Annotated in this window: 17 protein-coding genes and 1 pseudogene; 8 read left to right on the forward strand and 10 right to left on the reverse strand. The window is 35.4% G+C overall.

Annotated elements, in window-relative coordinates; translation table 11 throughout:
• Positions 1-155: 155 nt before the first annotated feature.
• The gene (locus tag HYN86_RS17895; RefSeq protein WP_113679286.1) at positions 156-536 is read left to right on the forward strand and encodes a winged helix-turn-helix transcriptional regulator; all 381 of its coding nucleotides are present in this window, start codon (positions 156-158) and stop codon (positions 534-536) included.
• Between the two features lie 336 nt (positions 537-872).
• On the opposite strand, the gene HYN86_RS17900 is transcribed toward HYN86_RS17895, so the two are convergent.
• On the reverse strand, positions 873-1,232 hold the full coding sequence (locus tag HYN86_RS17900; RefSeq protein WP_113679988.1) for a winged helix-turn-helix transcriptional regulator: 360 nt from the start codon (positions 1,230-1,232) through the stop codon (positions 873-875).
• A 125-nt stretch (positions 1,233-1,357) separates the two neighbouring features.
• Here HYN86_RS17900 and HYN86_RS17905 point away from each other — a divergent pair, with 125 nt between their 5' ends.
• Both HYN86_RS17905 and HYN86_RS17910 read left to right on the forward strand, forming a co-directional pair.
• Positions 1,358-1,729, forward strand: a complete 372-nt coding sequence (locus tag HYN86_RS17905; protein ID WP_113679287.1) for a SnoaL-like domain-containing protein — start codon at positions 1,358-1,360, stop codon at positions 1,727-1,729.
• Between the two features lie 207 nt (positions 1,730-1,936).
• Positions 1,937-2,254, forward strand: a complete 318-nt coding sequence (locus tag HYN86_RS17910) for a hypothetical protein (protein ID WP_113679288.1) — start codon at positions 1,937-1,939, stop codon at positions 2,252-2,254.
• A 306-nt stretch (positions 2,255-2,560) separates the two neighbouring features.
• Here the strand turns inward: HYN86_RS17910 and HYN86_RS17915 are convergent, their stop codons facing one another.
• The 5 genes from HYN86_RS17915 to HYN86_RS17935 form a co-directional block, all read right to left on the reverse strand.
• On the reverse strand, positions 2,561-3,007 hold the full coding sequence (locus HYN86_RS17915; protein WP_205334612.1) for a hypothetical protein: 447 nt from the start codon (positions 3,005-3,007) through the stop codon (positions 2,561-2,563).
• Positions 3,000-3,596, reverse strand: a complete 597-nt coding sequence (locus tag HYN86_RS17920; protein WP_205334613.1) for a hypothetical protein — start codon at positions 3,594-3,596, stop codon at positions 3,000-3,002. Before HYN86_RS17920 ends, HYN86_RS17915 begins: the two co-directional genes overlap by 8 nt.
• A gap of 104 nt (positions 3,597-3,700) precedes the next feature.
• Positions 3,701-4,228, reverse strand: a complete 528-nt coding sequence (locus tag HYN86_RS17925; RefSeq protein ID WP_113679991.1) for a TetR/AcrR family transcriptional regulator — start codon at positions 4,226-4,228, stop codon at positions 3,701-3,703.
• A gap of 195 nt (positions 4,229-4,423) precedes the next feature.
• Positions 4,424-4,837, reverse strand: coding sequence for a nuclear transport factor 2 family protein (locus tag HYN86_RS17930; RefSeq protein ID WP_113679992.1), 414 nt, complete (start codon positions 4,835-4,837; stop codon positions 4,424-4,426).
• A gap of 303 nt (positions 4,838-5,140) precedes the next feature.
• On the reverse strand, positions 5,141-5,554 hold the full coding sequence (locus HYN86_RS17935; protein ID WP_205334614.1) for a nuclear transport factor 2 family protein: 414 nt from the start codon (positions 5,552-5,554) through the stop codon (positions 5,141-5,143).
• Between the two features lie 601 nt (positions 5,555-6,155).
• Between HYN86_RS17935 and HYN86_RS17940 the strand changes: the two genes are divergently transcribed.
• The 5 genes and pseudogenes from HYN86_RS17940 (at position 6,156) to HYN86_RS17960 (ending at position 9,219) form a co-directional block, all read left to right on the forward strand.
• Entirely contained in the window at positions 6,156-7,016 is an 861-nt protein-coding gene (locus HYN86_RS17940; RefSeq protein WP_113679290.1) for a helix-turn-helix domain-containing protein, read from the forward strand.
• A 112-nt stretch (positions 7,017-7,128) separates the two neighbouring features.
• A complete protein-coding gene (locus tag HYN86_RS17945; RefSeq protein ID WP_205334615.1) occupies positions 7,129-8,175 on the forward strand; it encodes an alpha/beta hydrolase in 1,047 nt (348 codons plus the stop codon).
• An 87-nt stretch (positions 8,176-8,262) separates the two neighbouring features.
• Positions 8,263-8,511: pseudogene (locus HYN86_RS17950) on the forward strand (hypothetical protein); the annotation flags it as partial.
• Between the two features lie 191 nt (positions 8,512-8,702).
• Entirely contained in the window at positions 8,703-8,948 is a 246-nt protein-coding gene (locus HYN86_RS17955) for a ribbon-helix-helix domain-containing protein (protein WP_113679292.1), read from the forward strand.
• On the forward strand, positions 8,941-9,219 hold the full coding sequence (locus HYN86_RS17960; protein ID WP_113679293.1) for a type II toxin-antitoxin system RelE/ParE family toxin: 279 nt from the start codon (positions 8,941-8,943) through the stop codon (positions 9,217-9,219). The genes HYN86_RS17955 and HYN86_RS17960 overlap by 8 nt, the downstream gene beginning before the upstream one ends.
• A gap of 613 nt (positions 9,220-9,832) precedes the next feature.
• Here HYN86_RS17960 and HYN86_RS17965 read toward each other — a convergent pair.
• The 4 genes from HYN86_RS17965 to HYN86_RS17980 all read right to left on the reverse strand — a co-directional run bounded on the left by HYN86_RS17965 (position 9,833) and on the right by HYN86_RS17980 (position 14,132).
• Complete coding sequence (locus HYN86_RS17965; RefSeq protein WP_113679294.1) at positions 9,833-10,126, reverse strand: hypothetical protein; 294 nt, start codon at positions 10,124-10,126, stop codon at positions 9,833-9,835.
• A gap of 72 nt (positions 10,127-10,198) precedes the next feature.
• A complete protein-coding gene (locus tag HYN86_RS17970; protein WP_113679295.1) occupies positions 10,199-11,101 on the reverse strand; it encodes a glycerophosphodiester phosphodiesterase family protein in 903 nt (300 codons plus the stop codon).
• A 13-nt stretch (positions 11,102-11,114) separates the two neighbouring features.
• Entirely contained in the window at positions 11,115-12,689 is a 1,575-nt protein-coding gene (locus tag HYN86_RS17975) for a calcineurin-like phosphoesterase C-terminal domain-containing protein (RefSeq protein ID WP_113679296.1), read from the reverse strand.
• Between the two features lie 9 nt (positions 12,690-12,698).
• Positions 12,699-14,132 carry a SusD/RagB family nutrient-binding outer membrane lipoprotein gene (locus HYN86_RS17980; protein WP_113679297.1) on the reverse strand — a complete coding sequence of 478 codons (1,434 nt, stop codon included), beginning with the start codon at positions 14,130-14,132 and terminating at the stop codon, positions 12,699-12,701.
• Between the last annotated feature and the right edge of the window lies 1 nt (position 14,133).

Below are 14,133 nucleotides of genomic sequence, written 5' to 3' on the forward strand. Positions count from 1 at the left end.
TTTTTAGTTTTTTAACTGAAGGAATAAAATTGCAATTTATTCCTGTTCAGCATGATTAAAATTCTCTTATTAATTTACAAAAGTATTTCTCTTTTGTATACTTTTGTAACAAAGTTTAAAAAAGTAATTGTAACCTTTAGTAAACCAAGTAACGTATGGGGAATGAAAAAAATGAAAATAATGACTGTAATGCTCATGTCAGAGCTGTAAATGATGCAATGTATGTCTTAAGCGGCAAATGGAAGATATCAGTACTGGCCTCACTTTGTTACAACGGCCAGAGAAGATTTTCAGATTTACTGGGTGATGTAACAGGCATCTCTAACAAAATGCTGAGCAAGGAACTCAAGGAGTTGGAAATCAATAAATTGGTAAGCAGAAAAATTATAGATTCCCATCCAATTGCGATTAATTATGAACTTACTGATCATGGTAAAAAATTAACTTCTGTCATACGCAGCCTATCGGAATGGGGAACCGAACATCGCAGGCAAATTATCCGCAACAGCTATGAATCGATGAACGATAATGCATAAAAACCAATCCAGAAATGCATTGGTTTCAATATGATTGAATTGCAAGAAGTAAAATTATTTAACTGCCGCCGCCTCAAGCTGGACTTTTACGTTTTCAAAAAGACTTTTTAGCTCCGTTAATGTTTTACCTTTCAATATTTTTTTTCAGCAATCAATTGCTGAATAATCTAAAAATAAGCCCAAAGCTCCTCACCCCTGTTATTAGTACTGACAAGTTTGCAACTCAAAAAACAAGTTCAAGCAACAAGAAAGGGACGTGACTTGAATTTGGTCCAGTAAACTCTACTGGTGCTAAATTTTCTGCATTTGAACACCTTAGTTCTAATTCAGGGGCTCTTATTTTCCTGTTATAACCTTTCTGTGCTTCTCTCCCCATTGATCCAATTCACATATTACATTTTTTAAGGTCATACAGTACTCTGTCGCCTCGTAAATAATAGTAACCGGAGTCGTTGGAAAAACGTTTCGTTTTATAAAATTATTTAATTCCAAATGCTTTAGTTCATTCGCTAAAACCTTAGGGGATATGGGCACCTCGCTTTGTATTTCAGAAAAACGCTTTGCGGATTGAGAAATACAGAGGATCAGTGCCAGTTTCCATTTTCCATTCAAAACAAACATAGCATCAATTACATTCCTAAGTGATTGGGCACATTGTACGGGGTCTTGAGTTATTTTTTCTTCTGTCGTTTTCATTTTCGAAAGGTAATAAACTTTCCTAAAAGGAAGCGCTTTCCTTTGGGAAACTACTATCAAATGGTAAGCTCTATGCCCTAACTTTGCCATCTGAAAGAAGATTATTAAAATAAATATCACATCAAATGAAAGAAACAATTTTAACTACAAAAGAAGTTGCCGGCAGATTTATAGAACTGGTTCGTCAGGATAAATTTTATGAAACACAAACACAATTATATGCCGATCACTGCGTAAGCGTAGAAGCTAATGATTTCCTGCTGCCAAAAACGGTAGAAGGACTGCCGCAAATTTTGAAAAAATCAGAATTATTTGAATCTTTAGTTGAGCAGGTTCATGGGCGTGTTATTTCAGACCCGGTTATTGCAGGGGATTACTTTACAGTTTCCTGGTCAGCTGATATGTCTTTTAAAGGCAGAGACCGATTCACAATGGATGAAATATGCGTGTATAAGGTGCAGGAAGGCAAAATAGTTTTTGAACAATTTTTTTACTAACTGCTGATCTTCATAAGAGTTATCATTGGGGACAAAAGAGCTTATCTTTTGTCCCTTTTTTGCAAAAACACCTCCTGTGTCATTCATCAGATAGGAAATCAATTCCTGTATCGTTCCTGATAATAAAAAAACTCTTACCTCAAATTCCTTCCCTGCCATTACAACCAAACACCTGCTTATGAATTATCATTGCCCCTTATCTGTCTTATGAAAACAATCTTAAAAAAGTCCCTAGCTGCTGTATCCAAAGGGAACCCTTTAAAAAAAAAGCATTATCTGCTGCTGCTCGTATGCACTTTTAGTAAAACACAAGCCCAGGCAACTGATGGATTGGATAAAAAAATCCGGACTGCCATTGCCGCACGATTTCCCCAGCGCAGAAATTTTGATTTTCAGTTTGAGCAGTTCTCCACCGCCAATTATAAATCAGAGCTGTTTGATAATGACTTCGAAAGAGGAACTGTGAGCAGTCAGCGGCGTCTGAAACTTGCCGTGAGCCTGCCAATAATCAAAGGCAAAAACTAGAACCTGTAGGGCAGCGGACGCTTTTGACGATCCTACGCATTTTGGTCACTTCTTTAAGAAACAAACTGGACCTCCCCCATTAGCAGATCGAATATAAATTATTCTGGAAATAGATAATAGTGTAAGTAATCTTTGCATGGAATTGAGATCTTTTGCTACCTGAAATTAAGACCGTCTAAAGATTCCTAGTTTATATTTGTGGCAGGATCGTGGCACTTGGCATTTTGGAAAATTAAAAACTTAGCAAAATCAACATCTAACAAGCTTAGGTTCGAAACTGTATTACGATAAGAAATTTCCCAGCGGTTATTCACTCTTTGTTCCAAACAGTGTCTTTCTAAACAATGCAAATCCATTTGTTATCCTGTGCTTTTTTGTAACGATGGGAATACTTAAAATGATTAATAAGGAAATGCATGCAGAGGTACCCAGCGCTCCTCCAAAGCCATGAAAAAAACGGCTTGTATTGAGAAAGATGATACAGAAAATCACGCCTGCAGCTCCGATAGTACAATAATTTGAAATCAATCGGCTGGAAACCATCCCGATGAAAGATGAACCGATAAATACCAAAGGTATATTCTGGAGCAAATAGGGTGCAAGATTCAGAACATTTGAACGTATAACCAGTGTCACAGCAAATGACAGCAGTGCCGATGCACGAACAGGCCCCTGTCTTATGCCTTCATTTACATAGAATGTAATGACCGCACCGCTGAAACCTATTAAAATTAGTATGAATTCATTAAGCATAACATGAAATAAGGTAATAAATAAATGAAGTGATTACAACACCTGTGAATGCCAAGGTACCAAGCTTCCCACCGACTCCCGAAAAAAGGCTTTTAGAAACCAGGATCAGTACAGCGGTAAAAAAACTTGCTGCAAGAATAAAAAAGATATCCGGTGCCACGCGAGTGCTTGACATTCCAATGAATGCACCGCAGTATATAACTGCCGGCACCTGTTTTAGATAATGTGACTGCCTTTTAATTTCAGGAATGAAAGACCCCGCTGCCCCAATTGCAGATGCTGACATTACAGGACCCAATTCCAAATAATGATTTAGATAAAATGAAGACACTGCACCTGCAGGAATCCACAAAACAACCAGTATATGTTCGTACTGGTGATCATAATGATGGATCTGTCCCCTCAGATAGGCCACCAGGATCAAGGGACAGATAACCATGAAAGAAATTGATATCCAGAGCGATTGTTCATTCTCCTTAAAGATAGCGAACAAAAAAATGAACTGAATAATCAAAAGAAAAAGAATGCATGCCTTTCTGATAAATATTCTCTTTTTGGAGCGCTGCATATCCTCCGTTAGTCCCCCCATTAATAAAATTTGAAAGTTAAACAGTTATTTGTTGATTTTGTCATTCCAAAACTTACCTAACAGCCAGTCTAAGTTGAAGAAATGACCAAAAATGGCAGGATAATTTATTCTATCAGACTGCTGACTATCATTTTAGACTTCTCTATCAATTCATTAGACTTGAACATCTGAGTTTCTATTATAGAACTTTCAAACAGCATGTATACATGATCCGATACACTATTATCTTTTATCAAATCGGAAAAAAAATTGCGAAGGTCTTTCTTATGTTCCTGGATTACAGTAAGTATTTTGATATTGTCAACAGGAATTTCGGATAAAATATTCAAGAAGCTGCACCCCCTGAAATTCTCCTTAGAGTTCATATGAATTAAAAAATCAAATGATGACAATACCTTTGATTTTACACCTTTCTTGTCGTTTATAAAACTATTGAGCTCACCGAACCAGTATGTATGTCTTGCGTTTAAGAACGCAACACACAAATCCTCTTTGGATTTAAAATGCTGGTAGAAACTGGCCTTAGCTACTTTAGCTTCGGAAATAATCTGATTAATACCAGTCGAATTATAACCCTGATTAGCGAACAGACCAAAGGTTACATCCATAATTCTTTCTTTTGGAGATATCATAAGCTGATTTATTTTAAACAAATATACAACTAATTTTAACACATACAAACTTGTCTGTCTATTTATTACCGTATGGTCTGGTGATTTTATTGATTGAAATCCTGCTGAAAAAAGTCCTTCATTCAGCATAGCAAAAAACATCTCCAGCTGCAATAAAAAAAACCCCGCTTATCCTGCGTACACTAAAGATTATAGTTATTTCAGCTTACGCTGTTCTTCTGTGATTGACAGATCATTGATGCTGGCATACCTCTTGGCCATCAGCCCATTCTCATCAAATTCCCAATTTTCATTGCCGTAAGCCCTAAACCAATTGCCTTTCTCATCCATATATTCGTATTCGAATCTTACAGCGATACGGTTGTCTGTATGAGCCCAGTATTCCTTTTTCAGCTTATAATTTCGCTCTTTTTTCCATTTACCTGCAAGAAAGTTTACAATTTCCTCTCTCCCGTTGACAAATTTATCCCTGTTTCTCCACTCGCTGTCAATCGTATATGCTTTAGAGATTTTTTCAGGATCCTGTGAATTCCAAGCATCCTCAGCAAGCTGCACTTTCTGTAGTGCCGTTTCCAAGGTAAAGGGCGGCAGCGGGTATTTTTTCTCCACTTTTAAATTTTGTTTTTCTACAGGAGCATCCGCTTGAACTGTTGATTCTGCTGAAGGACCTGGCGTAATCACTTTGCGGGTCAAGCTATTTTGTGCGCTTAACACCCCTGCCGTCAAAACTCCAACTGTTAAAATAAGCTGTCTAAATATTTTCATAACTTGTTTTCTTTAAATTTTTAATTCTTTTCTCTTACTGCCTATAAATAAACCCCAGCGTTTTTTTGCTGTTCAGCATATTTAAAAGTGGAATTAGCAGACGCAGTAAATCCCAATAACTAATTCCACTTTCCAAGTATATTTCAATTACTTAAACTTTCTGTCTTCTTCCTTGATCGCTAAATCGTTGATGCAGGCATATCTTTTTGCCATCAAGCCATTCTCGTCAAATTCCCAGTTTTCATTTCCGTATGCTCTGAACCAATTGCCTTCTGAATTCATAAACTCATATTCAAATCTTACTGCGATACGGTTATCGGTATGAGCCCAATATTCCTTTTTAAGCGTGTAGTGAAGTTCTTTTGTCCATTTGTCGGCAAGAAATTCAACAATTTCGTCTCTCCCGTTTACAAACTTATCTCTATTTCTCCATTCGCTGTCGATAGTGTAAGCTTTAGAAATTTTTACAGGGTCTTGAGAATTCCATGCATCTTCTGCAAATTGGATTTTCTGTAGTGCTGATTCAAATGTAAACGGCGGTAGTGGATGTTTCTGTTCCATGATTTTAATAAATTAAATGTTATTATTTTTTGAGTCCTTTATTTCGATTAATACATTTTGTGTTATTCGACAGGACAAACTTATAACAAAAAAACAATATAGACAAACTTGTCTGTCTGTTTTTTTTTTAATTGAAATTAAATTCACTTCAAATGTTTCAATTATTTGAATCAAACAATTGACAATCATATACTTATTGTATTCAAAATTTTAAACTCAATACAACTACAAAACAGAAATTCATTTCTCTTTTATAAATTTACTCACATAAGTAGTGGTTTAAACCTGCTTAGTTCTTCTAATTCATTGAACAAAATGCTCTCAAAGTCATCAAAAATTTTAGGATAAACGTGGAAGATTGTCAGCAATAAAATCATTGTACATTTATCTTATCATGTAAAGTGCAAATACATAGCAGTGCCTGACGCTTACTATTTCCAGCCCGACTCTTGGAATGCCGGCAGGGAATTAAATTATTTTCTATATTTGAAAAAGTCAGTAGTTAAAAAAAACAAAGGTTTAAAGGAATTACTAAGTTGAAGCACTACTAAATACGAAAGCTGAAAATATAACGAGCAAAAAAAGATTTATATCATTAAGGATGGAAAATAATAAACTTGTATTTGAATCAAAATACAAAAAGTTAGGCTGTAATACTTTTAACGATCAGGATTTGGAATTAATTAATAATAATTTTTACCGTCCGTTCATTAAAGTTTTGTTAGTGCCTGCCCATTACATTATCAGTGTCGATTTTAAAATATACGATTTGGATAAACCGGCTGTATTTTTTGTAAACAGCAATCAGTTCCTTACCATAGTTAAAGCCACAAATACACCTGCTCACTTAATCTTTTATAATAGGGATTTTTATTGTGTTCAGATCCATGACTCTGAAGTTGCCTGTGATGGATTATTGTTCAATAATCTTTTCGAAATTCCGAAAGTAGCTTTTGATGAATCAGAAACGGTAATTGTGCAGCAATTATTCTCTCAAATTAAAGAAGAGATTGAGCTGAAAGATTCTTCATCAGAAGAACTGATCCGCGTCTACTTAAAACAGGTCATTTTAAAGGCAACAAGAGAATGGAAAAAACAAAATCTGGAAAATCACCAAATTATGCTTCAGACCTCAGAGCACGATTTTTTCAGAAACTTCAGCCGCCTGGTCGAAATTCATTTTCGCGAAAAACATGCTGTTGCCGATTATGCTGACCTAATGAACCTGGCTCCTAAAACTTTATCCCATAAATTTAAAAAACTGAATCTGGAGAATCCAAACGAAATAATTAAAAACAGGATTATACTTGAAACCAAACGGCTTCTATATTATACAGATTTAAGCATTAAGGAAATCGCTTATCAGCTTGGATATGAAGATCCGGGTTATTTCAACAGAATGTTCGCGCAAAAGCTTGGAAATACACCAGCCAATTTCAGAAAAGAATTCAAAAAACAATAAAATACACCTTTAAAGGAAAAAAGTACAATTTTAATCCACTTTTTAATCTATACAGAGCTATTGTTGCGACATACCTTTGTCTCATCAAAAAATAGCAATTTAAATATAGATTATGAAAAATTCATTCTTTAAAGGCATAGCCTTATCAGCACTAGCATTGATGCTTAACACGGCAGCAGCACAGCAAAAAACACCGGCAGCACAAGACCCCAACATATCAAAAGATATTCGTGCGTTTTTAAAAGTTTTAAACAGTGGTAATGGAAAACCGTTAGAACAAATGACTCCAGAAGAAGCAAGACTCGTTTTGGTAGGGGCTCAAAATTCTGTAACTTACGATTACTCCGATATCGAAGAAACTGAAAAAACAATTACACAGGACGGTTTAACAGTGAAACTGCATATTGTAAAACCTAAAGGCGCTAAAGACGGATTACCTGTTTTTATGTTTTTCCACGGAGGCGGATGGGTTTTGGGAGATTATCCAACCCACAGAAGATTGGTTAGAGATTTGGTTGTACACAGCGGTGCTGTGGCAGTTTTCCCTGATTACACCCCTGCTCCAGACGCCCGTTTTCCTATAGCTGTTAATCAAGCTTATGCCGCTACAAAATGGACTGCTGCACATGGAAAAGAAATTGGTGTAGACGGCACTAGATTAGCGGTTGCTGGTAACAGCGTCGGCGGTAATATGGCTGCTGTGGTGGCTCTAATGGCAAAAGATAAAAAAGGTCCTAAATTACTACAGCAGGTGCTACTATGGCCGGTAACTGATGCAGATTTCAGCCGTCCGTCATATACTAAATTTGCTCAGGAAAGATTTCTTACGACTCCTTTGATGAAATGGATGTGGGATAACTATCTGCCTAAAAAAGAAGACCGTAAAAATAAATACGCTTCTCCTTTACAAGCTTCACTTGAAGAGCTGCAAGGTCTTCCGCCAGCATTGGTACAAGTAGCAGAAAATGATATTTTATATGATGAGGGTTTAGCATATGCACGAAAATTAGATCAGGCAGGTGTTCCAACTACCATTACCGAATACAAAGGTTTTATCCACGATTACGGCTTATTGAATCCAATTGCTCACATTCCGGCAGTACAAGTTTCAATACAGCAGGCGGCAGTAGTTTTAAATAGTGCTTTGTTTGAAAACTAAGGCAAAACTAAACTTAAACTAAATCCCTTTAATTGCGAAATCTTTTAAAGGGATTTTTTTTGCAAAAAATCTATTAACAAGATCTCACAATATTTGTTAAGCCGAAATGTACAAAAAGCTGACTTCAATTCTTACGGATCCCGCCGCGGTCATGATGAAATTATGGTTAGAGTAACTTTTGCCAACGTCCGTATTAAAAATGCTTTAGCAGATAAAGAAGGGGGCTATACCAAATATCTTCCAACAGGCGAAGAAATGAGTATTTACGATGCTTCAAGAAAATACAAAACAGCTAACACTCCTTTAATTATCCTTGCGGGAAAAGAATACGGGAGCTGATCATCCAGAGACTGGGCGGCAAAAGACACATTTCTTTTGGGAGTAAAGCTGTGCTTGCTGAAAGTGGAGTTGATACCTTTTTTGTAAGTAAAAACTAAGGCGGTTTTTACATTCAAGTTTTTTTAACCGAATCTTTTCCTATTTTAAAAATTTTGGTGTAAATTTACACCAAAATAATTTTTATTATTATGACACGACAAAGTATATCATTAACTGCTCCTAATGAAGAATGGTTAAAAAAACAGGTAAATGCAGAAGAGTTTAGCAGTAAAAGTGAAGCCATTAACTATTTAATAAAAAAAGCACGTTCACAAGAAGAGTTCTATGACTTTGTAAGAGCTAAATTAGATAAGGGAGAAAAAAGTGGCTTTGTAAAAAAACAAACTAAAGAACAAATGTTAGCGGAGTTTAAAAAGGATTTAGGGGATGTATAGCTATTATTTAAGTAGCGAAGCCAAAGAAGATTTAAAAAGAATTTATTACTATGGTGTCGGTAAGTTCGGAATGGATCAGGCCGATCACTATTTCAATATGTTTTACGATTGTTTTGACAAAATAGAACAAAATCCATTATTATTTCCATCTGCCGACCACATCAAAAAAGGATATCGTTATTGTGTTTGCGGTGTCGATACTATTTACTACCGAATAAATGGAGATGAGCGAATAGAGATTATTACCATTATTGGGAGGCAAGACTTTTAGATCTGGTGTTGTTACCTTTTTACAACAAAAAGTTAAGGAATTTTTCAAAAGAGTTTCCATCTGAGAAGCATCTAAATTTAAATTTATCAATAATAAAAAATATTGATATCTTTACAATCAAATTACACAGAATAATATCACTGAATATCAATTAGTTAAATATTAAAAAAGCGACTATTATAGTTCGGGTGAAGAATCGGTGCACTTAGGTTTAAGACATCATAAAAACGTAGCGTAGATGCGGGTTTGAGCGATATAGTTCGAATCCTGCTCTCCCCACAAAAAAAGTCCTAATGAAAATTAGGACTTTTTTTATACACCAATTTTATTGCCTGCAAGAAATTATTTTTTGATTACCCTTTTTAAAAACTTATTAAACCTAGTTATTTGAAAATCCTACGAGTCGCAGGTTCTATCTTTTACATTGCTTTTAATTTTTTTAAGCCGCTCGAAATTTATATGGCAGAATAGTGGCAGTTTCAGATTGAAGATACTTTTTTTACCTCAAAAAGATTAGACTATTTTAAATACGTTTCACCAGTCTAAGTTTTGTCATTGAATCATAACACACTCAAATATTTGAAAAAGAATACACTAAGTACAAAATACTTTTTTATAATGGATTCACCGCTTTATTTTTGTGAAGTTCCGAAACTAATTTTCGATTACTTTTATTAATCAAACTGCGCAATGTCTTTTTTTTCACTTCATATTCCTGAATACATTTTCCAAGCTCACTGCATAATGATTGAAATCTGAAATACAGCGCATCAAGTTCCTCCATATTTTTTTTTGTGTTAGAATAGTCGGATTCTTCCAATTTACTTGTGGCATTATTCGAAACGCTTTCAAGTTTATCAAAAGCAGCAGCTAAAATTCGATATTCTCTGGAATCAATTCCTTGCATAATTTATTTTCTATTAAATAAAATTAAATCACCATTTCATTAGATTTAATTTGAAACTTGTTACGTTTTTTTTTATAACTTTTTCAATACCTTTTCAGGATAATCTGTTATAATTCCGTCCACTTTCAGCTGTAACATTCGATCAATATCCATTTCATTATTAACGGTCCAGGGTATGATTTTCATTTTCAGCATTCGAATAGAATCAACTGTTTCTTTATTGACTAATTTAAAATTAGGACTATAAGTTTCAGGATAAAAATCAAGCTTCGAAAGGTTCTTTCTTAAACTGCCTTCCCCAACCAAAAAAGCAGTTTTTGTTTTAGAAAACATCTTATGCATCACCTTTAAAACTTCTGGGTCAAAAGACTGAATACTTATTTTATCTTCCATTCTTTTCTCTTTGATAATCTTCATTACTAACTGACAGAACTGTTCAGGTTCCGGCTGACTTATACCGTATTCCGCTTTTTCAGATTTAATTTCGATATTATATCTTACAGATTTCAGATTGTTTCTTGAAATATACTGCTCGACACTATCAATCACCTCCGATAATAACGGTTTGTAAGTTTTTTGTTTTTGCTGCTGCGGAAAAGCTTCATTTCCTCTAGAACCACTGTCAAATTTTCTAATACTGTCATAAGTCATTTCATAAAGATTGTAACTCTTCTGTTTTTCCTTCGTAACAAGCTTTCCTTCAACGTCCAGCATATATTTCGAAGACATGAAAGGTTCATGAGAAACGACTACTTTTTGATCTTTAGAAATCACAACATCTAGTTCTACAACATCAACTCCTTTTTTTACAGCGCTGATAAAAGCAGGAATTGAATTCTCTGGAAAGTTACCGCGATCACCGCGGTGTCCCTGAACTTCTATTCTGTTTTTTGAAGTAATGTTTTTTTGACTATCACAGGAATATATTGCCAGAACGATTAGTGCAACACAACTTATCTTTTTGATTTTTAACATCTTTCCAAATCAATTATTTTGCTTTATCAATTCTGTAACTTGTGTTAGCGGTGTGGGTTTTACCAAACATATCCGTAGCTTTTATTTCGATTGTATGTTCGCCCATGGCAAGATCAGACGGAATATTTCCTCTCCAAACGTGTGTGCTTTTTTCAGGATCTGATGAACGTTTTCCAGGCATCAATACTTCTGACAATTCCCATTCGTAAACTAATTCTACATACGACGGATCCTGTACTTCTACATAATCCATTCCTTTCCATTCGCCTTGATCAACGCGGTAAACAACTTTATCTTTTTTACTTCCCATAAAGAAATTAGCAAATACACCAGATTTGGTACGCTTTCCTTTTGCCACTACTTTTGGAGCAAAAACTTTCATTTGGTAATTGTCTGGTTTTCCTGCGACTTTATAATCTACTGTATATTTATTTCCATTAAAATGAATAAAAGCATATCCTTTTGGTGTTCCGTCCCTCATAACAGAAATTGGAATTCCTTTTTCATCCAGTTTGCCTGAATACCAGTCACCAGAAGTTGTTCCTATATTATAATGATGATGAGGGGTTTCTTGCAGCCAGCCGTCTTTTTTATCGAAAAAATCTTGTCTCTGTAAGTGGGTATGAGCAGAAAGTGAAAGTGTATTTGGAAAATCTTTCAGCAGTTCGAATAATTTTTGGCGGTCATTGTCCCTGAAGGAATCATCTTTAGGATCTGGCTCGCTGATTGGAATATGAAAAGCCATAACAATTAAATTCTCTTTTGGTACAGTTTTAAGATCATTTTCTATAAACTGCATTTGTTCTTCCGTAAAACCTCCCCAGTAACCTTCATTATCTCTTGGGTCTGGATACAAAACATCATCAAGTATGATAAAATGCACTTTGCCGTAATTGAAAGCATAATTGGCAGGACCAAAATGCGCTTCGTAAGTTTCATCGGCTAAATTATCTGCTTTGGCATCAAAATTTAAATCGTGGTTTCCTAATAGATTGTACCATGGAATTCCGATTTTTTTTACGGCCTGAATGTAGGGATTGAATAAACTAAGATCATTTGCAACCAAATCTCCCATACTTAATCCAAACGGAATATTTTTAATTCCTTCCACTTCAGAAACAATTCCTCTTGTAAAAAAATCAACTTCTTCCAGCGTATACGGCTGTGGATCTCCAAAAACAAGAGCTGTAAAATCGGCAGTTTCTTTTTGCGGAATCAATCCAAAATCTACAGACTCTGGAAGTTTTCCTGTTGGAGCAACACCCTCAAACTTTCCTTTAGGAGAACCAGCAGGTTTGTGATTGTAGAAAAATTGAGGCAGATTGTCTTTATTAACCTGAATTTTATACCCAGAAGGTTTAATAACTGCAATAATTGCATCATTTTGAAGCGGCAGTTCGTAGTTTCCCTTTTTATCAGTTAAAACGACTTCGCGTCCGTTTGTTATGGCAACATTGGCAATTCCATTTTCCTTTTTTTCTTTTTTACCGTTTTGATTTAAATCTTCAAATACGATTCCTTTTACGGTTGTTTGTGCTGTTATAACACTACAAAACATTGCCGCGCTAAATATAAATGTGTTTTTCATTTTTAAAATTTATTTGTCCCACCAAACTTTAGTATTGATATTGTCACCTCCAACCATCTCAACGGCTTCTAGATAGTTTGCATTGTTTTTAATCTGCTGATTATCTGGATACGTAAATCTTGACGGCATAATTCCGTCATTCAGCATCGCAGTGGTTTTTGGCAGTACTGGAAATCCTGTTCGGCGGTATTCAAACCACTGTTGATAATCTGTAAAATATAAAGCGTAATATTTCTGAAGCATGATTCTTTCTAAAGTTCCGTCGTATTGTGCTTCTGGTTTATTAAAATAAGCTGCTGGTGTTACTGCTTTAACTTGTTCTATTGCTGCCCTCACGCCTTTTTCGAAGTGCCCTGCCGCATCTGTAATAAGACCTCTCTGTGCTAATTCTGCCTTTATAAATTCAACCTCAGCATAAGTCAAAAGAAAGATCTGCATTGGGTTTTGTGCCTGCACATTCAAAAGGGTTGATGCATTGTACTTAAACTGAGAATCTGAACCTTCATAAGCACTAGTAATTCCTTTAAATCCAATTGGCGCATTGGTAACCAAAGCTGTTGCGCCTGTTGCAATTATGGCTCTTCTTGGATCTTCAAGTGTATTTAAATTATCTATAAAAAAAGAAGCCATTTTTATATTCAGGTTAAAATCTTGAGGTCTTCCCCACGGAGAAACATTTGGCGCAACTCCTGTCACTTTTAAAATAGCACTTTCGGCAGTATTGGTAAAAACAGGATAAACTTCTGGATGGTCTGCCATGTAAGCCAGTTTTGCAAAGGCCCCAGTTTCTGTTCTGTTTGAAACTCTCAAAAGCAATCTCATTTTCAAAGAATTGGTAAACTTCTTCCATTTCAAAACATTATTCTGAAACAAAATATCCTCTGTATAAATCATTGCTCTACTCGCATCATAAAGCGTGTTGGCTCTTTCTAAATCGGCTAAAAGTGTTTCGTAAATAAACTCTTGTTTGTCGTATTTTGGATATAAAATACCATCTTCTCCGCGAGCGGCTTCAGTCATTGGTACAGGGCCAAAAAGATCTGTAAGGTTGGCGTAAACTAATGCGTTAAGAGTCAGTGCTATTGCTTCATAATTTCCGTCACCTGCTTTTGCCGAAGCCATTCGCATTTCTCTGATATTATTGAGCCATTTGTAATAATTATTCCATGCCGAATTACCAATGTTATTGCTCACGTCATAGCGGTGCAGACCGCCGGTGATACTTGGAAAAGGAAGTGAAACCTGCATTAAATTAAAAGTAACATCTACACTCTGCGATGCATTTTGCGACGCAATTCCGTAAATGATTGGATTTAATAAAGTTCCCGGACTTATCTCTGTAATAAGATTAGGGTTCTCGTTAAGCTCTTCATAACTTCCTGTGCAGGAAATAGAAATTGCTGTTAGTAATAGGATTACTGCTGTAATTTTTATCTTTTTCATT

It is taken from the genome of Flavobacterium fluviale (assembly GCF_003312915.1).
GTDB classification, from domain to species: Bacteria; Bacteroidota; Bacteroidia; order Flavobacteriales; family Flavobacteriaceae; genus Flavobacterium; species Flavobacterium fluviale.